General features: G+C 36.9%; 15 protein-coding genes. 7 read left to right on the top strand and 8 right to left on the bottom strand.

Annotated features, from left to right (window positions below):
• The first annotated feature begins 12 nt into the window (after positions 1-12).
• Both CLU97_RS13275 and CLU97_RS13270 read left to right on the top strand, forming a co-directional pair.
• Positions 13-1,458, top strand: a complete 1,446-nt coding sequence (locus CLU97_RS13275; RefSeq protein ID WP_121488353.1) for an alpha-L-fucosidase — start codon at positions 13-15, stop codon at positions 1,456-1,458.
• Between the two features lie 90 nt (positions 1,459-1,548).
• The gene (locus CLU97_RS13270) at positions 1,549-4,212 is read left to right on the top strand and encodes a glycoside hydrolase family 3 protein (protein ID WP_121488352.1); all 2,664 of its coding nucleotides are present in this window, start codon (positions 1,549-1,551) and stop codon (positions 4,210-4,212) included.
• Positions 4,213-4,266: 54 nt separating this feature from the next.
• Here the strand turns inward: CLU97_RS13270 and CLU97_RS13265 are convergent, their stop codons facing one another.
• Positions 4,267-5,148 (bottom strand): hypothetical protein, encoded by an 882-nt coding sequence (locus tag CLU97_RS13265; protein ID WP_121488351.1) that lies wholly within the window; start codon positions 5,146-5,148, stop codon positions 4,267-4,269.
• Between the two features lie 124 nt (positions 5,149-5,272).
• Entirely contained in the window at positions 5,273-5,659 is a 387-nt protein-coding gene (locus CLU97_RS13260) for a hypothetical protein (RefSeq protein ID WP_121488350.1), read from the bottom strand.
• A gap of 180 nt (positions 5,660-5,839) precedes the next feature.
• Here CLU97_RS13260 and CLU97_RS13255 point away from each other — a divergent pair, with 180 nt between their 5' ends.
• The 3 genes from CLU97_RS13255 (at position 5,840) to CLU97_RS13245 (ending at position 8,782) form a co-directional block, all read left to right on the top strand.
• A complete protein-coding gene (locus tag CLU97_RS13255; protein WP_121488349.1) occupies positions 5,840-6,103 on the top strand; it encodes a hypothetical protein in 264 nt (87 codons plus the stop codon).
• 228 nt (positions 6,104-6,331) lie between these two features.
• Positions 6,332-7,720, top strand: a complete 1,389-nt coding sequence (lpdA, locus tag CLU97_RS13250; RefSeq protein ID WP_047378183.1) for a dihydrolipoyl dehydrogenase — start codon at positions 6,332-6,334, stop codon at positions 7,718-7,720.
• Between the two features lie 261 nt (positions 7,721-7,981).
• Entirely contained in the window at positions 7,982-8,782 is an 801-nt protein-coding gene (locus CLU97_RS13245; protein ID WP_121488348.1) for a patatin-like phospholipase family protein, read from the top strand.
• 122 nt (positions 8,783-8,904) lie between these two features.
• Here CLU97_RS13245 and CLU97_RS13240 read toward each other — a convergent pair whose 3' ends face one another.
• Complete coding sequence (locus CLU97_RS13240; RefSeq protein ID WP_121488347.1) at positions 8,905-9,342, bottom strand: hypothetical protein; 438 nt, start codon at positions 9,340-9,342, stop codon at positions 8,905-8,907.
• A 448-nt stretch (positions 9,343-9,790) separates the two neighbouring features.
• Between CLU97_RS13240 and CLU97_RS13235 the strand changes: the two genes are divergently transcribed.
• Both CLU97_RS13235 and CLU97_RS13230 read left to right on the top strand, forming a co-directional pair.
• Positions 9,791-11,728, top strand: coding sequence for an SPFH domain-containing protein (locus tag CLU97_RS13235; protein WP_121488346.1), 1,938 nt, complete (start codon positions 9,791-9,793; stop codon positions 11,726-11,728).
• A gap of 165 nt (positions 11,729-11,893) precedes the next feature.
• Positions 11,894-12,184 (top strand): hypothetical protein, encoded by a 291-nt coding sequence (locus CLU97_RS13230; RefSeq protein WP_147436483.1) that lies wholly within the window; start codon positions 11,894-11,896, stop codon positions 12,182-12,184.
• A gap of 39 nt (positions 12,185-12,223) precedes the next feature.
• Here the strand turns inward: CLU97_RS13230 and CLU97_RS13225 are convergent, their stop codons facing one another.
• The 5 genes from CLU97_RS13225 to CLU97_RS13205 form a co-directional block, all read right to left on the bottom strand.
• A complete protein-coding gene (locus CLU97_RS13225; RefSeq protein ID WP_121488344.1) occupies positions 12,224-12,919 on the bottom strand; it encodes an ABC transporter ATP-binding protein in 696 nt (231 codons plus the stop codon).
• An 80-nt stretch (positions 12,920-12,999) separates the two neighbouring features.
• Entirely contained in the window at positions 13,000-13,560 is a 561-nt protein-coding gene (locus tag CLU97_RS13220) for a hypothetical protein (RefSeq protein WP_121488343.1), read from the bottom strand.
• A 738-nt stretch (positions 13,561-14,298) separates the two neighbouring features.
• Positions 14,299-15,339: a serine hydrolase domain-containing protein gene (locus CLU97_RS13215; protein WP_121488342.1), complete on the bottom strand. Its 1,041-nt coding sequence runs from the start codon at positions 15,337-15,339 to the stop codon at positions 14,299-14,301.
• A 220-nt stretch (positions 15,340-15,559) separates the two neighbouring features.
• Positions 15,560-17,029, bottom strand: coding sequence for a TolC family protein (locus CLU97_RS13210; RefSeq protein WP_121488341.1), 1,470 nt, complete (start codon positions 17,027-17,029; stop codon positions 15,560-15,562).
• Positions 17,022-20,183, bottom strand: a complete 3,162-nt coding sequence (locus CLU97_RS13205; protein WP_121488340.1) for an efflux RND transporter permease subunit — start codon at positions 20,181-20,183, stop codon at positions 17,022-17,024. The genes CLU97_RS13210 and CLU97_RS13205 overlap by 8 nt, the downstream gene beginning before the upstream one ends.
• Positions 20,184-20,193 lie beyond the last annotated feature (10 nt).

Below are 20,193 nucleotides of genomic sequence, written 5' to 3'. Positions count from 1 at the left end.
AAACTATTCCATATGCCGGTTATATCCAACATAAAACCTTTTTTTCTTTCCTCTTTTTTAATAAGTTCAATAGCATTTTCGCAGGCTCATAATGTGTCTGACGGCTATCAGAAGCCTACAGATCCTTTGGTTGCTCAGAATCTGGAGCAGTGGCAGGATATGAAATTCGGGCTCTTTATGCATTGGGGAACTTACAGCCAGTGGGGAATTGTAGAAAGCTGGAGTTTATGTCCCGAAGACGAATCATGGACACAGAGAAAACCTGAAAACGGGAAATCTTACTACGAATATGTGAAAAATTATGAAAACCTTCAGACCACTTTCAATCCAACCCAGTTCAATCCGCAAAAATGGGCTGACGCAGCGAAGAAAGCAGGAATGAAATATGTGGTTTTTACCACCAAACATCACGATGGTTTTGCCATGTTTGATACCCAACAGTCAGATTATAAAATCACATCTCCCAAGACACCATTTTCAAAAAATCCAAAAGCAGATGTGACAAAAGAAATTTTCAATACCTTCAGAAAAGAAGGATTTAAAATAGGAGCTTACTTTTCAAAACCTGACTGGCATTCTGATGATTACTGGTGGTCTTACTTTCCGCCAAAAGACAGAAATGTGAATTATGATCCGAAGAAATATCCGGAAAGATGGAATAACTTTAAAAAATTCACCTTCAATCAGCTCAACGAAATCACTTCAAATTATGGTAAAGTGGATATTCTTTGGCTGGATGGAGGCTGGGTACGTCCTTTTAACACCATAGACCAGAAAGTGGAATGGCAGCGTACCATTAAAGTAGAACAGGATATTGATATGGATAAAATAGGAACAATGGCCAGAAAAAACCAGCCTGGGATTATCATTGTGGACCGTACTGTTCCCGGCAGGTGGGAAAACTATGTGACTCCTGAGCAGGCCGTACCGGAGCATGCTCTTTCCATTCCCTGGGAAAGCTGCATCACGATGGGAGATTCCTTCTCATATGTTCCGAATGACAATTATAAAACTTCTCAAAAAATAATTGAAACCTTAATTAAAATCATTACAAGAGGAGGGAATTATCTCATGAATATCGCCCCTGGACCCACTGGAGATTACGATTCGATTGTTTATGAAAGACTACAGCAGATTTCCGGCTGGATGGAGAAAAACCAGTCTGCGATTTTTGCAACCAGAAGCATTGCGCCGTATCACGAAGGAAATTACTATTATACACAAAGCAAGGATCACCATACATTGAATGTATTTCATCTTGAAGAACAGTCAGAATATCACGCTCCGGCAGTTCTTACCTTTTCTATTCCCGAAAATTTTAAACCAAAATCAGTGAAAGTTTTAGGATTATCAAACAAAATTCAATGGAAAAAAACAGCAGAAAACATCCTCGAAATTAAATTACCTGAAGAAAGAGAAAATCTGAAATATGCTGCTGTAATTCAAATAATGCAATAGTTGATTGGTGACTTAAATTTCCAAGACTTGAACTTTTTGTTCTTTTGCTTCAAGGTAAAAGAAAAAATTTTAAACTAAATTATTCTTGAGATGTATCTTAAACTTCGATTTAAAATTATAGGAATTTTCTTATTGGGCTCAGTATTTATCTCTGCTCAAAAACCTATATATAAAAATCCAAAACAACCCATTGAAATCAGAATTCAGGATCTGTTGAAGAGAATGACTCCCGAAGAAAAATTCTGGCAGTGCTTTATGATTCCCGGAGATTTGGATAACGTCCCGAAAGGACAATATTCCCACGGAATTTTTGGATTGCAGGTAAGTGCAGGAAATCTTGGGGACGGAGTCGCTGGACAATTGTTGAAGTATAATGCAAATGAAGATGCTGAGAAATTAGCAAAAAAAATCAACGCCATTCAGAAATATTTTGTGGAAGAATCAAGATTGGGAATTCCGATTATTCCCTTTGATGAAGCCTTGCACGGATTGGTTCGGGAAGGGGCGACAGCTTTTCCACAATCAATTGCTCTGGCTGCCACTTTTAATACAGATCTGATGGCTCAGGTTTCAACAGCTATTGCCAAAGAATCAAAATTAAGAGGAATCCGTCAGATTCTGACACCGGTAATTAATCTGGCTAGCGACGTAAGGTGGGGTAGAACAGAAGAAACCTATGGTGAAGATCCTTTTCTGACATCCGTGATGGGAGTCAGCTTTGTCACTTCATTTGAAAATAAGGGAATTATTACCACTCCAAAACACTTTTTAGCCAATGTGGGAGAAGGAGGAAGAGATTCATACCCGATTCATTGGAGCAAAAGATACCTTGAGGAAACTCATTTAATTCCTTTTCATACTGCCTTTACAAAAGGAAAAAGCCGTTCAGTGATGACTTCTTATAATCTGCTTGACGGAAGACCTTCCACCGCAAATCATTGGCTGCTCACAGAAAAATTAAAAAAAGACTGGAATTTCACTGGATTCATCATCAGTGATGCAAGCGCAGTGGGTGGTGCGAATGTGCTGCATTTTACGGCAAAAGATTATGATGATGCTTCTGCACAGGCTATCAATGCAGGGCTTGATGTGATTTTTCAGACAGAATATAAACATTACAAACTTTTTATGCCTCCGTTTTTGGACGGAAGAATCTCAAAAGAAAGAATTGATGATGCTATTTCAAGAGTATTGAGAGCTAAATTCGAGCTCGGATTATTTGAAAATCCTTATGTTTCGACTAAAGAAATTGAAGAATTAAAGAAATTAAATCATAAGCCTTTAGCAGAAGAAGCAGCTGCAGAATCCTTTGTCTTGCTTCAGAATAATAATCAGACACTTCCTGTTCCTGAGACTGTAAAAAAGATTCTGGTGGTGGGTACAGATGCTGTGGATGCAAGATTAGGCGGTTATTCAGGGCCGGGAAATAAGAAAGTAAATATTCTGGATGGGCTTAAAAATTATACCCCAAATAAAGACATTGAAATCATGTACTCCAAAGGTATTGATTGGAATCTAAAAGAGTTTACCACCATTTCAAATGAATACTTAACCTCCGAAAATAAAAAAGGACTAAAAGGAAGTTACTTTTCCAATACAGATTTAAAGGGAAATCCGACCTTTGAAAAACAAGATGAACAGTTTAATTTTAAATGGACTTTATATTCTCCCAATCCTGAAAAGCTTCAGCCGGATAATTATAGTATTCGCTGGACGGGTAAACTGGAAGCTCCGGATTTCGGGAAATATCAGTTGGGGCTGCGTGGAAATGATGGGTTCAGATTATATCTTGACGGAAAATTACTCATTGATCAATGGGAAAAACTAAGTTATTCTTCCAAAACAGTTGAGGTAGACTTTACAAAAGGAAAGAAATATGACCTTAGGATTGAATTCCATGAAAATCGTGGTGAAGCCAATCTGGAGCTGATCTGGAACTACGGCCTGCAAAATTATCAGAAAGATTTTAAAGAAGCTTTAGATCTTGCTCAAAAAGCAGACTATATCATTGTTACAGCCGGAATTCATGAAGGAGAATTTCAGGATCGTTCATCACTGAGTCTGCCGGGAAATCAGGAATCTTTTATTCATGAAGTTGCAAAATTAAATAAGCCGACTACAGTTGTTTTAGTGGGAGGTTCAGCCATAAAAACTACAACCTGGAAAGATAAAGTAGGAGCCATTTTAGACGTCTGGTATCCGGGTGAAGAAGGCGGAAATGCCGTTGCTAAAACGCTTTTCGGAGTTGAAAACCCATCAGGAAAGCTTCCTGTTACTTTTCCGATTGAGGAAGGTCAATTACCTTTAACTTACAATCATCATCCGACTGGAAGAGGAAATGACTACTATGATCTGAGCGGTGAACCACTTTATCCGTTTGGTTTTGGTTTGAGTTATACTACTTTTGAAATCTCCAATTTACAGTTAAATAAAACTCAGTATTCAGAAAATGATACCATCATTGCTAAAATGAATGTGAAAAATACAGGTTCAAAAACAGGAAGTGAAGTCGTTCAGTTATATGTAAAAGATTTGTTGGCATCAGTCTCAAGACCCATTATTGAGCTCAAAGGATTTCAGAAAATAGAACTGAAAGCCGGAGAATCAAAATCAGTCACCATAGAAGTCCCGGTAAAGCAATTACAGTTTTTAAATGAAAAAAAGGAATGGACAGTAGAAAAAGGAACCTACAGAATTATGATAGGCAACTCATCAAAAAACCTTCCTTTAAAACAGAATATTGAAGTTTTATAATCATAAAAAAGAGCAGAAATTTCTGCTCTTTTTTCGTATATATTTTGAGATTTTCTAATATTTTCTCGCCAAAAGAACGTTCAGTAAGAAAGTTCCTGTCCAGTTACTGTTATTGGAACCATTGTTCCCCATAAAGTCAACACGAGCTACGGAAACCGTAAGTCTCGTTCTTCCCGCAGTACCATTGTTAGCAAGACTCACAAACGAAGCCGTAAATACATCCGGAAAACTCGAGTTATTTCCTGCCGTAAGGATAGGATACATATTTGTAACATTAAACGGGGTACCCTGATATTCATAGACCAGGGTCATTCTACTTGCATTGGTATAAAGCGAAGAATGTGCATTGTCTACAGACGCTTTACTCACAATCCACCATCTGTCAGTAGCAGAACCAGAGTCATAGGCAGGATTAAAATGGTTCGTCCAGTCTGCAATAGCTGTAGTTCCCAGTGCATGGGGCGGAATAAAAAGCTGTGTACCATAGATTTCCACATTGCTTGGTTTTGGAAGAACGGTAAAAGATAAGTCCCATGTTCCCCCGGTTGTATTGCTGTTGTTTACCACTTCAGCATAAGCTCCTGTAGGAATTACAAAAGAAGCAACGGGAGTATTATCAATCCTTAAGGTATTACCGCTGGAAGCCTGCAGCGTAATGGCGTTGGCAGAGATATTCTTGATTTTATAAATTCTCCCTGTAAAACTGGTTGTTCCCGTTCCGATAACAGGTAGTGTAAAAGTAGCATCAGCTGTTCCGTTATAGGTAATATAATGATCTGTTGATAAAATATTATATGATGTAGCAGTGATTTGAGTATAACCAGCTCTTAATGAACCATTGATAGCAAGAGTACTGTTGGGAGTTAATGTGTTAATACCTACTTGTGCATACAGAGGCAAAGTACCAAATAAAAGGATTGAGATGTATTTTTTCATATTTATATAATTGGTTTCAGGCAAAAATATAAAAATTATGATGTAAAATTCACCTTGTAAAGAATTATTTATATGTTTTTAATACTAATAATTCTTTATGTTGTTAATTAGGAGTAATAATATTTTAGATCAAACGACAGGGGACTTCCAGATCTTCAGTAAGATAATAGCTGCAGCATAATCTGTGATAACCATCTGCAATAATGAGCTCATGCTGACCTCTTACCAGCAGTATAGGAGAAAGCTTCTTGTTTTTTTCTACCTTTTTCAGATTTTCCTTTACATGAATATTGGTTTCAGGAAGCAAAGCAAGCTTGCTGGCTCTTAAGATATCTTTTGACTTTTTGGTGATAGTAGGAGCGGTCTTAAGTTGGTCAACCATTTTCTGTGCCTCATCCGGTACGAAAAGAAGTTCCAGATAATCCAGTGCTGCAGGAAAATCGTGATCTTCCGGTTCTTTCATCCAAATACTGTCTTTAGTTTGATTGTTTTTTTTCGTGGAAGTCTTCATAAACGCCTATTTAAAAGATAAATAAATGTATGAAAAATAGAGCATCTTTTAATATTACATCATGTTTTTTACGGGTTATAAAAAATCTTGGTATGATATATGCAAGATTCATGATGAACCGGAATGAATTTAATTAAATAAAATAGAATTTATTGAAATCATTCAAAAAATAAGAACATTATGAAAAAGTTATTAATCTCAATGGTATTGTTACTTGGTTTGTCAATGAATGTTTCAGCACAGAAACATCCACCAGTTCCACCACATCCTACAAAAAATGAGTTGGTAAATATCAAAATGCAGGAGCTTACCAAAAAATATAATACAGAGAAAAAACTCATCCTTAATCACCCTCTTGCCACCAAACAGATGAAGAGAGATCAGATGAAAGCCTTAAATCAAAGATATGCTACTGAAAAGCGATTACTTAGACAGGCAAAATAATACAGAATTTTTGCGGTAATTAAAACAAGAAAAGCCGTTTTTTATAGATGGGAATTTGAGAAATTTTCAATGTAAAAGAAAATTTATTGAAAGAGAACGCATTTTGTGTTCTCTTTCTTTGTTTAAAATTGAATAAAAATAGCTTTATTAATGCAATATAAGATCAGTTTGCAGAAACATGAAACATCCAATATTTTTCCTTAAATTCGCATAAAAATTTTTAAAGTAATGAATTACGATATTATTGTCATTGGAAGTGGTCCTGGTGGATATGTTACTGCGATCAGAGCAGCACAATTAGGTTTCAAAACCGCAATTATCGAGAAAGAAAATTTAGGAGGAATCTGCCTTAACTGGGGATGTATTCCGACTAAAGCTTTATTGAAATCTGCTCAGGTTTTTCATTATATCAACCATGCTGAAGATTATGGTTTGAATAAAGTGGAGGCAAGCTTTGAATTCCCGAATGTGATTCAGAGAAGCCGTGGTGTTGCCAGCAAAATGAGCAAAGGAATCGAGTTCTTGATGAAAAAGAATAAGATTGACGTAATTCTTGGTACTGCAAAAGTACAGAAAGGTAAAAAAGTTTCTGTTACAGATAAAGAAGGAAAAGTAACCGAATATACAGGTACTCATATCATTATCGCTACAGGAGCCCGTTCAAGAGAATTACCAAACTTACCACAGGATGGTAAAAAAGTAATCGGATACAGACAGGCATTATCTCTTCCTGAGCAGCCAAAATCTATGATCGTTGTAGGTTCTGGAGCTATCGGGGTAGAATTTGCTGACTTCTATAACACAATGGGAACTAAAGTAACTGTTGTTGAATTTATGCCAAACATCGTACCTGTAGAAGATGAAGAAATCTCTAAACACTTAGAGAAATCTCTGAAAAAGACAGGAATTGAGATCATGACCAATGCATCTGTAGAAAGCGTTGATACAAGTGGTGAAGGCGTAAAAGCTACTGTAAAAACAGCTAACGGAAATATCACTCTGGAAGCTGATATCTTATTATCTGCTGTAGGTATTGCTGCTAATATCGAGAACATCGGTTTAGAAGAAGTTGGAATCCAGACAGATAAAGGAAGAGTATTGGTAAACGAATGGTACGAAACTTCAGTACCGGGTTACTATGCTATCGGAGATATCATTCCAACTCAGGCATTGGCACACGTAGCTTCTGCAGAAGGAATCACTTGTGTTGAGAAAATCAAAGGAATGCATGTTGAAAAAATCGACTATGGCAATATCCCTGGTTGTACTTACTGCCACCCTGAAGTAGCTTCTGTAGGTCTTACTGAAAAGCAGGCTAAAGAAAAAGGATACGAAATCAAAGTGGGTAAATTCCCTCTTTCTGCAAGTGGTAAAGCTACTGCAAATGGAAATACAGACGGATTTATCAAAGTAATTTTTGATGCTAAATACGGTGAGTGGTTAGGATGCCACATGATTGGTGAAGGAGTAACAGATATGGTTGCTGAAGCTGTTGTAGCTAGAAAACTGGAAACAACTGGTCACGAGATCATCAAATCTATTCACCCGCACCCAACAGTTTCTGAAGCTATTATGGAAGCTGCTGCTGCTGCTTACGGTGAAGTGATTCACATTTAATCTGAAATATACAGAAATATATATGATAAAAGCCCGGATTTATCCGGGCTTTTTTCTTTGATGCTGATCAGAAATATACGTAAATTAAACCTAACAGGTTTCAAAAACCTGTTAGGTTTAATGCTTATTATCTGTTTTTCTTAAAAGGTTTCTGATTAAATTTTAACTTGTATACAATGGTTTTTCTTAAAATAATTTTAAAATCAGCATATTTATAAAAATTAACTTAATTATCTCAGGCCGTTTTCTTACATTTATTCTATGAATTTTGACAGAGTAGGACTTGTTTTATCAGGAGGCGGTACCAAAGGAATCGCTCATGCAGGAGTATTAAAATTCTTACAGGAAAAAGGTATTGAAGTAGATATCCTTTCCTGTTGCAGCGCAGGATCTATTGTAGGCTGCCTGCATGCTATCGGAAAAACGCCGGAAGAAATCCTGGAATTTTTTAATTCGGTGTATTTTTTCAACTGGAAGCATTTCACATTCAATCAGCCAGGGCTGGTTTCTTCGGTGATCTTCAGGAACTATCTGAAACCTATTTTCCATGATATGAAATTAGGAGATTTGGATATCGAAATAAAGATTGTAGCCACAGAACTTGTAGCCGGAACCCAAAAGATTTTTGACCAAGATTTTGAGATTGTAGATGCTGTTATTGCGTCATGCTCCATCCCGGGAATCACAACACCTTATATTATTGATGATGAAATGTACTGTGATGGAGGAGTGTTGAATAACTTCCCGGCAGATATCATCAGAGAAGATTGTGATAAACTGATCGGTGTATTTGTGTCTCCGCCCAACGAAGCTAAGATTAAAGACCTAAACTCCATTAAAGCAATTGTTTCCCGCTCTTATGATCTTCTTTCCTACAGAATAGAAAAAGTGAAATTTGATTACTGCGACTGGTTCATTTCGTCCCAGAAACTATCTTCTTATGGAACTTTTGAACGAAGAAAAGACAGACTGGAAGAGATTTTCAATATCGGCTACAAAGCAGCCAAAGAAAGCTACGAAGAAAGTGCTTTTTTTACCGAATTAAGACAATCCGGAACGTAAAAAATCCTGTATCAATCAATACAGGATTTTTATTTTATATGAAGAGTTGGAAAGACCGCAGATTCTAAAAATGAGACTATCAACTTCCAGCCTCTCTCTTCCATCTTCCAGCCTATACACTCTTAATTTTTCACTACATACCCGTCCTGACGAACAATTTCACGGTCATTAGCATCGTTGACAACCAATGTGTAAGGAGCTTTTTTTGCAGAATCTGTAAGGTAATTTCTCCAGATCTGATAGCTGTGTCCTTCATTATTGAAGTTAATGTAATAATTCCCTCCCGTGCCATCAGGAATCAGTTCTCCATCACTGATGATCATGCTTGGTTTAGCAGTAATCTTTGCATTGGAATTCCACGATTGGTAAAGGTATTTGCCGTTTGGCTGCTTGTCAATTCTGATCTTAAACTTTTTGGTTTTAATAATAACCGTTTTGGGTACCTGCTGAAGAGCAGATGTGGTTATAAAATGATCTGTTTTCGGATTCGGAACTTCTTTGGCATAGGCGAATGAAAACTGAGCTAAGCAGAAGGCTCCTAATAAAATATGCTTTATCATATGAATTGGTTATTGGTTAACATTTTAGATTCTATCAAATATAAAGCCATTTTTCCATTTAGAATATAAATATAGAGTACTGGAAATTAGATTTTTACAACTGCTGAACAGGTATTTTTAGAAAATAATAATACTGATTTTCAATTGATTATTGTTTTATTGATAAAATATTGCGAATTTCTGAAACAACTGAATACTTTTCTTATGTACATTTGTACCATCAAAGGATCTCGTTCCTTTATTATCAAAATGAAACTAATTAACTTTAAGTTTTTTCTATTAAAAGTATCAGAAATCATCTTCACGATTTTTAATACATCTCCTCCAGTAACTTCTTAATTTTTTCGAAAGAATTATTATATCATTCGTACTCTGCTTTTTCATATTCAGAAAAGCCAGAGCACAATCTCTGTTTTCAAATTTTAATCAAAAAACAAAAAAACAAATTATGGAATTAGCTTTTCATGGCTGGATGGTTCCGGCCGTAATTGCGCTTTTGTGCGTATTTTTTTACAAATTTATTTTAAGAATTTTCTTTGGATTAATCATTGTTCCCCAGGACAAAATTGGTTTGGTCACCAAAAAATTTGTGCTGCTTGGTAAACAGGAACTTCCGGAAGGAAGGATAATTGCAACCAGCGGAGAAGCAGGTTTTCAGGCTCAGACATTAGCTCCGGGAGTCTATTTTGGAAAATGGATATGGCAGTATTCTATAGAGTTCCAATCTTTTACAGTGATACCAACGGGTAAAATAGGGCTATTACTGGCAAAAGATGGGATAGAACTGGAAACAGGAAGAATTTTAGCCAGAAAAGTGGATTGTGATTCTTTTCAGGATGCCGAAGCTTTTTTAAAAAACGGAGGAAGAAAAGGCCGCCAGACCGCAATTATTGCGCCCGGATCTTATAGGATCAATACGTTACTGTTTGAAATAGAATTAACAGATATGACCCAAATTCCTGATAATGCAGTGGGAATTATCACCACAATGGAAGGAAGTCCTCTGGAAGAAGGTCAGATTGCCGGTAAAATTATCAGTGATCATAATAAATTTCAGGATGTTGATACCTTTTTAAACAATGGAGGATATAAAGGTCTTCAGGAGCAGGTAATCCTTGCCGGAACTTATTTCCTGAACCCTTGGTTCACAAAAGTAGAAATGGTAAAAATGACGGAAATCCCGATTGGCCATGTGGGCGTTATTATCAGCTATGTGGGAGAAGATGGAAAAGACTTGAGCGGTGTTGATTTTAAACATGGAAATATTGTAGAGAAAGGGCATAAAGGAGTTTGGGCTGAACCTATTGGTCCCGGAAAATATCCAATTAATCCTTATATTATGAAGGTTGAGCTTGTTCCAACCACCAATTTGGTATTGAATTGGGCATATGAAAGAAGCGAATCTCACCAACTAGACAAAAATCTTTCAACCATTACAGTAAGAAGTAAAGATGGTTTCCCTTTTAATCTGGATGTTTCACAAATTATTCATATTCCTACCTATGAAGCTCCAAAAGTGATTGCCCGCTTTGGAAATATGATCAATCTTGTGAGTCAGGTTTTAGAGCCAACCATTGGGAACTATTTCAGAAATTCAGCACAGGACAGTGATGTGATTGCATTCTTAGGAACCCGAAAAGAAAGACAGCAATCTGCCAAAGACCATATCAGCAGTGTTTTGGAACAATATAACGTGAACGCTGTTGATACCTTGATTGGTGCCATTGTTCCGCCGGAAAGTTTAATGAAAACCTTAACAGACAGAAAACTGGCAGAAGAACAGAAAATCACGTACGAAACTGAAATGCTGGCTCAGGAGACACGCCAGGCTCTGGAAAAAGAAACAGCTGTTGCTGATATGCAGAAAGAAATTGTAAAAGCAGATCAAGGGGTTGTAATTGCAGAAAGAATAGCAGATGCATCTGTGAAAAAAGCAACCGGAGACGCTAATTCTGTAAGACTACAGGCGAATGCAGAAGGGGACAGATTGAAGCTGCTTGCAACCGGAGAAGCCGAAAAAACAAGACTTTTGGCAAAAGCTGAAGCAGAAAAAATAGAATTGCTGGCAAAGGCAAGCGCTGAACAGATTTCATTAACCGGTAATGCAGAAGCAGAAAAAATTCTGGCTATCGGTAAATCTAATGCAGAATCTTACAAATTGTCTGTAGAAGCAATGGGCGGCAATAATTTTACTCAATTAAAAATCATGGAAAACATAGCCAGCCAAAACGTAAGAATAATGCCTGAAGTATTAATCGGAGGAAGCGGGGATTCTGCGAATGGAGGTATCAGCGGACTTTTGGGACTTCAGCTGTTGGAGCAGGTTCAGAAGAAAAATGTTGAAACGGTTGCTGTAACAGAAGAAAAAGCAGATAACAATTCTTAACTTAAATTTTAAGGTTTTAAAATGATTTATATTGTTCAGCTCATTATAACACTTTTGGTAATTAGTTTTTTTATTTTCTCCATTATTGAAATCTATTGTAAGATTGTAAGAAAAGAATCCAGAGCTTATTTTGGAATGCTTATTAGCTTAATTTTATTTTTTTTAATGATTACAGTACGCAATCATTTGGTTAAAAATGAACTTGTAGAAAATATAAAAACTTCAAAAATAGAACAGGAAAATTCATTTTTTTCAAAAAAAGAACTGTCAGATATTCATATTGTAAGTGAGAAAATAAGAGTGGTTGACAAAAATATTTTTATAGTACTTCTGCCTCAGAAAGATACCCTTTACATGAATCAGGATTTTCATGATAAAAATAAATTCTGGGTTCACTATAAAAAGTATGAGATTTTAAAACTTACAGCACCTGTAGGATATATAATAAAAAACTAAAAAAATCGCCCGAAAAACTTTCGGGCGGTTTCATATTTTTTATGCGGTATAGCTTGCAAAAGCATCTTCCAGGCTTTCAAATTTGCCTTTAAATTCATCAATAGGGCAGTCCTGAAGTATATTCCCTTTGTGAATAAGAATTACTCTTGAACAAAGCGCTTCCACTTCCTGCATGATGTGAGTGGATAATAAAACCGTCTTTTGCTGTCCGATTTCTTTTACCACATTACGGATTTCGATGATTTGGTTTGGATCCAGACCATTGGTAGGTTCATCCAGAATCAGTAAATCAGGCTGATGAATGATAGCCTGTGCCAATCCTACACGCTGCTTGTATCCTTTAGACAGCTGACCGATTTTTTTAGACTTTTCGGGAGTAATACCTACCAGTTCTATGACCTCATCTACTCTGGATTCAGAGATTTTATGAATATTGGCTACAAACTGAAGGTATTCTTTTACATACATTTCCAGATAAAGAGGATTGTTTTCAGGAAGAAAACCTATTTTCTTTTTGCTTTCAATCTCATGGTCTGAGATATTTTTTCCATTAAAAATAATTTCACCCTGATCAATTTTCAGTGCTCCGACAATAGATTTCATCAGGGTCGATTTTCCGGCACCATTAGGGCCGAGAAGACCGATGATCTCATTTTTATCAATAGAAATATTGATGTTGTCTAGGGCAGTCTGCTCACCAAATTTTTTGGTTAAATTGATTATCTGAAGCGGCATAATTTTGAATGTCTTTTTGCAAAAATAAAATAAAAAAACTCATCCGGTAGAATGAGTTTCACAATATTTATAAAATATAATTATTTTCTTGATTTTTTCTTGGTTCCGCCGGTTGCAGGAGCTGCAGTAGATGCTGTATTTCCGTTTCCTTTATTGACTGCCGGGTTTACAGAAGCAGGTTTATCATACATGGCATACTTACCATTGGTTCTTCCGAAAACCTTCTCTACCTGTTTTTGGGTCAAAAACTGTGATTTTCCGATGTATTTTCGGTTCTTGTTGATGACCTGAATAAACTGTACGGTCTGCTGGCCGTAGTTTTTTTCGTAATGAAGTTCTATGATATCATTAGGAAGCTCCAATACAATATTCTCATCTGGAGGGCTAATAAAGCCATCCATGATCATTTTATATAACCCGGAAACATCACCATTAAGGTTCTGGAAAGAAAAAGATCGGATTGTATTCAGGTTGCTGGTGTTCAGATCCTGGTAGTTGAATGTAAATTTATCTTCCTTTTTATATAGACCAACGGAATTATCTTTACCAATTTCCACCAAACTTTCATTCTTCAACACTTTAATCTGTGAGAAAACTGAAATACCGAACATACATGTAATAAGTAGAATTATTTTTCTCATAAAATGAATTTTAATGTTTTATTACTTGGTGTACATAAATTTACTAATAAAAAAGCAAAAAAGCAACTTTATTAATTCAGGCAAAAGTAATATTTTTTTTTAATATCGATAGGAGATTATCTGTTGATGCTATGGATTTCATTGTTTATTTAATGTATTGATAATCATTTTATTAATTGTTTTTTATGCAGAAGTGTAGATTTTAACCATAACCAAGTTTATAATAGTTAACAGTATGTAATGTACTGAAAAACAGATTGAATATTGACTGAATACAGCTGAATCTAAAATTAATTTGAAATAAATGTTAAAAATGCGGTTTTATAGATAAACTACTATAAAATAAGCGGAAAACCTAATGCTGAAACTGTCATTAACAGTTTTATAATAACTTATTTCTGGAAACTGAAAATAATTAAAATGAAAGTCTTGAAAAAAATTGTATAATCTCTAGAATTTTCAGGATAGATGTTCAAAAATTGAGGTATTATCCTGGTATCCTTGCTGAAAATTTTTGATTTTTTTGCGGCTTAAAATTACATATAGAATTAAAAAAGCTTTGCGCCTTTACGTTTTCTAAAAAACATAACTATGAAAGATTTAATTGGAAAATCACAAAGGCGCAAAATATTATTAAAAAGTTGCTATAAAAGGCAAGGATTTTATCTCCGATAAAATTTAATAGTGTTTATTTAAAAACTTATAGCAGTTACTTTATAAGAGAATCTTTTGATTTGCTTACTGGGTCGTAATTGCTTTTAGAACTGCATTCTTTATTGCGGCTTCTTTAAAACTCCAGTATTCACGGTTTTCAGGCATTTGATTTTCAAGGATGATCAAAGTGGTATCTGTGGAAGGGAAGTACACATTCAGGCAGGTAAAGCCATCACCAAGCCCCGTCACTGCGTAATAATCCAGACCAGCTTCTTTGATAAACCTTACATTATACCCAAATCCCATGCTTTCTTTTCCAAATACATTATGCTGAGAGCTGGTGGAAGGTGTCAGCATCTGTTTTTGAAACTCCGGAGACAGAAGTTTTCCTTTAAACAATGCCTGATCCCATTTTGCAAGATCCTGAACTGTAGAAATAATTCCTGCAGCAGGAACTATATTATCATTAAGAAAAGATTCTTTCACTATTTCAAACTGATTATTTTCGTTCATATATCCGGGAACAGGAGATTGTTTATTCTTTGTATTATAAACAAAAGTGTAATTCATTTTCAATTTTTTGAAAAGGGAATTGGCAAGTTCTGTGAAGCTTTTTCCGGTTGTGTTTTTTAGGATTTCCCCAAGCATCATATAGGAAAGGTTGCCATATTTGAATTGGGAACCTGCTTTAAAGACTGAGGGTTTTTCCTTATCTGTGATACCGTGAGTATGGTTCAGGAGATGATGTATCGTAACCGTATCTGCCCAGGTTTGTGTAAGAGAAGGAAGGTATTTTTTGATAGGAGTATGAAGGTTCAGTTTTCCCTGTTCTGCGGCCTGTAAAATCAAAACAGCAGTTATCTGTTTAGAATTCGACATAATTTCAAACTGATCATCTGCTTTCAACGGAATTTTTTTCTCAAAATTCCTGTAGCCATTCGTTTTCAAGTATTGTACTTTTCCTTTTTGCGCTACCAAAACCACTCCGTTGAATTGTATTGGGCTGGAAGCAGTGATAATACTGTCAATTTTATGAGTATAAGTGTCTTTTTTCTGAGCTGTTGCTGTGATAGATAACAGGGTAGAAAATACACCTGTGAGAAACAATTTTTTAATGGTTATCATTTATCTGTTTTTTGAAAAAGCTGAAATATTTCCAAATATATGTATTTATTAAACATATGTGATTAAAACCGTAGTATTGAATAGGAACGGATCAGTATCCTGAGCTTAGTCGAAGGGAGCCGGTTTAATAAAGAATAAAAACTTCATTTGGCTTTAACGCAAGCTTAAAAAAGAAGCCTGCCTCTCGGCAGACTCCTATAAAAACAAGATTGAAAAGAATTTATTGTTTGGTAATATCCGGAACATCCAAAGGTTTCTGATCCCAGCCGCCACCAAGTGCTCTATATACAGCAACACTTGCTTTAAGCTGGTTCACTTTCTTTTCTACCAGCTCAAATCTTGATTCCAGGGCATCCCTTTGAGTCAGTAAAACCTCCATGTAATCAGCACGGGCATATTTGAATAAATCGTTGGAAATATCGATGGACTTGGTTAAAGCATTCACTTCCTTTGTTTTGATATTCACGCTGCTTTCCAGATTATGGATTTTAGACAACTGATTCGCAACCTCAATATAAGCTCCCAAAACAGTCTGTTCATAGTGATACACTGCCTGAATCTGTTTTGCATTAGCATTATTATAAGCTGCTTTAATTGCTCTTCTGTTGATCAGGGGAGCTGTAAGTTCTCCCGCAAGAGAAAACAGAAACGACTGAGGTTTGATGATATACAACGGATTAAAAGCCTGTAATCCCACTCCGGCAGAAAGATCAAGAGAAGGGTAGAACCTTGCTTTGGCTACTTTGATGTCAAGCTTGGCAGCCGCCAGTTCATATTCAGCCTGTTTGATATCCGGGCGGTTTTCCAGTAGTTCAGAAGGAATCCCTCCATACACTGCTTGCGGAACAACAGAATCAAAAGAGTTCTGACTTCTTTCCACAGATTGAGGAAATCTTCCCACCAGATAATTGATCTTATTTTCAGTTTCAACAATCTTCTGTTGGATGTCATACTGCATTCCCTGAGTTTTCAGAACCTGGGCTTCAAATCTCTGTACAGCCAGTTCATTGGAACGGGCATTCTTTTTTAACTCTTTGATAATATCCAGTGCATCATTCTGAATTTTGATATTCTGATTCAATATAACCAGTTCCTTATCCATTGCTAGCAGTTCATAATAAGAATCTGCAATCTCAGAAATAAGATGAGTCGTCATGAAGTTCTTTCCTTCAATGCTTGCAAGATACCTTTGTATTTGTGCTTTTGTAGCATTATGGAGTTTTCCCCAGATATCTGTTTCCCAATGTGCCTGGGCACCGACACCAAAGTCAAATAAAGGTTCCGGCATTTCTCTGCCGGGCTCTATTTCAGTATTGGCTTCCATCGCTCCGATATTGGTGTATCGGCTTACTTTGTCTACTCCGGCTCCGGCTTTTAAACCTACAGACGGAAGATATTCACCTTTCTTGGCTTTTATTTCATTTTTAGACATTTCAATTTCCTGAAGGACAATATTCAGTTCCTGATTATTTTGAAGAGCCTGACTGATCAGCTCCTGAAGATGAGGATCACTAAAATACTCATTCCACTTCATTTTTCCTGTATTGATGGTGTCATTTTCTGCTGAGCCGTATTTTTCAGGGACGGTTTTATTTTCAGCACGCTGTTCTATTTCGATAGGTTTACAGGCAGTAAGACTTAGTAAGAAGACTGCCAGACCTGCATATTGATATATTTTTCTTTTATTCATAATGGATCATGTCTTCGCTTAATGGAGATTCATCTTCGTCTTTAATCATTTTTTTGCCATCAGACCATTTGGCAAATATGTAGTAGAGCCCCGGAATTACAATCACTCCGAATAGCGTTCCTATCAGCATTCCTCCCAGTGAAGATGCTCCAATGGTGTGGTTTCCGATGGCTCCGGCACCTCTTGCAAAAACAAGCGGAACCAATCCCGCAATAAAGGCAAAAGAGGTCATTAAAATTGGTCTGAAACGGGCCTTGGAGCCTTCTACAGCAGCATCAAGGATAGAATCTCCAGCCTGACGTCTTTTCACGGCAAATTCCACAATAAGTACCGCATTTTTACCCAGTAATCCGATAATCATGATCAATCCTACCTGTGCATAGATATCATTTTCAAGTCCCATGGCTTTTAATAATAAGAAAGACCCGAAAACTCCCACAGGTAAAGAGCAGAGTACTGCAAACGGAATCAGGAAACTTTCATACTGAGCTGCAAGAACCAGATAAACGAATACCAGAACAACAAGGAAGACATAAATGGCTTCATTACCACGCTGTGCCTCATCGTAAGACAATCCTTCCCAAGCTACTTTGTATCCGTGAGGAAGTGTTTTGGCAGCGGTTTCATTGATGGCCTGAATAGCATCAGCCGTTGTATATCCTGAAGCCGGAAGTCCACGTATTGCCGCTGAATTGTACATGTTGTAACGGGTGATTTCGTTAGGTCCCTGTGTCTTTTTCATCGTCATAAATGCTGAATAAGGAACCATTTCATCACGGTCGTTTTTCACATACAGATTCATAATATCCGTAGGAAGTCTTCTGAATTCAGGAGACGACTGTACGTAGACTTTAAAGAACTGTCCGAAACGGATAAAGCCCTGTTCATAGGTACTACCGATCAGAATGTTGAGGTTATCCATCGCTTTTCCGATAGAGACACCTTTCTGCATTGCTGCATTATTATCAAATACCAGTTCATACTGAGGATAATTGGCCGCAAAGAAGGTGAACACTCCTGAAAGTTCCTTTCGTTTTTTAAGCTGTGCAATGAAATCTTTATTGGCTTTATCAAACTCTTGATAATCAGTCGTTCTGTTCAGGTCCAGAAGTCTCATGGAGAAACCTCCTGAAGACCCGAATCCTGGTACTGCCGGTGGCTCAAAGAATTCAATGGTAGCTCCAAGGTCTTTTGATTTTTCTTCCAGTTCTTCCATGATTTCCTTTACAGAATGATCACGGTCGTTCCAGCTTTTAAGGTTAATTAAACAGGTTCCTGCATTTGAGCCTCGTCCCTCTGTCATGATTTCATACCCTGCCAGGGATGATACAGATTCCACACCGTCTACTTCCATACATATTTTCTGCAATGTTCGGGAAACCTTATTGGTTTGCTCCAGTGTAGAACCCGGAGGAGTCTGGATAATAGCATAAATGGTTCCCTGGTCTTCATTAGGGATAAATCCGCCTGGAAGCACTTTATTAATCATCACAATTCCGGCACAGAAAACAATCAGAATTCCCCATGTTACGACCTTTCGGCTTACAATTTTTCTAAGGAATGAGGCGTATTTTCCTGTTATTTTATCAAACCCGCTATTGAATGAGTCTAAAGCTTTTGTGAAAATATTGATTTTCTTAGGCTTACCATGATGATTTTTCAATAGCATTGCAGCTAAAACCGGAGTTAAAGTAAGCGCTACTACCGCTGAAATCACAATAGAACTAGCCATCGTAATGGAAAACTGACGGTAGAAAGTTCCCACCGGGCCTGTCATAAATGAAATAGGAATGAAAACAGCTACCATAACGGCTGTAATAGCAATAATAGCCCCTGCAATTTCACCCATTACTTCTTTTACCGCTTTGTAAGGTGTAATATTACTGTCTTCCATTTTGGCGTGAACAGCTTCTATTACTACAATCGCGTTGTCAACCACAATACCAATTGCTAATACCAATGCGAAAAGGGTAACAAGGTTAATGGTTAATCCGAAGAACTGAATTACAAAGAAAGTTCCAATCAAAGAAACAGGTACGGCAATAATAGGTATTAACGTAGAACGCCAGTCACCAAGGAAAATGAAAACTACAATAGCCACAAGGATAAATGCATCTCTTAGCGTATGCATTACCTGTTCAATAGAAGCATCAAGAAATTGTGAAACGTCATAACTGATTTTGTAATCAACACCCGGTGGAAAGTTTCCTTTCATTTCTACCAGTTTCGCTTTCACATCTCTGATTACGTCATTGGCATTACTTCCATAATTTTGTTTTAAAACGATAGAAGCGGAAGGGTGCCCATCAAGATTGGAATAAATATCAAAGAATTCACTCCCGAGCTCTACTTTGGCTATATCTTTTAGCTTTACATTTTCTCCTTCTGCATTGGAACGTACAATAATATTTTCATATTCTTCCGGTTTGTTGTACTGTCCTTTATAAGTCAATACATATTCCAGCGACTGTGCTGCAATACCGGAACTTTGCCCGATTCTTCCCGGACGTCCGATGATGCTTTGTTCACCAATAGCTTTCATCACCTCATCTACAGAAATAGAATAAGCACGCATACGGTCAGGGTTCAGCCATATACGCATTGCATATCTACGGCTTCCCAGAATCTGAGACTTTGCAATCCCGTGAATACGGTTTATTTCCGGGATGATATTCACCATAGAATAGTTGTACAGGAATTTCTCATCCATACTTTTATTGGTACTGTAGAGATTTACATACATCAGCATACTCGGTTGAATCGGGTTTACAACCACTCCTTCTTTCTGTACAAGCTCCGGTAATAAAGGCATTACCTGATCTACTCTGGTTTTTACCAGAACCACCGCTTCGTTGGGATCGGTTCCTGGATCAAAGACAACATTTACTGTGGCTTCTCCCGCACTGGTAGCATCAGTAGTGATGTAACGCATTCCCTGAACTCCATTGATGGCATTTTCAATCGTAATCAAAGAAGATTTTACCAAAACGTCTGCACTAGCACCCGGATAGGCAATGGAAACAGCTACTGTGGTAGGGGCAATTTTTGGAAACTGTTCCGTCGGAAGCTGCTTCATGGCGATACCTCCCATAAACAGGATGACAACCGATATCACAATGGCGAAAACCGGTCGGTGTATTACTTTTTTAAACATAATGCTGATT

This window comes from Chryseobacterium sp. 7 (genome assembly GCF_003663845.1).
Classification (GTDB): Bacteria; Bacteroidota; Bacteroidia; order Flavobacteriales; family Weeksellaceae; genus Chryseobacterium.
Note: the sequence above shows the minus strand (reverse complement) of the source record. Positions and strands in the feature narration are given on the sequence as shown.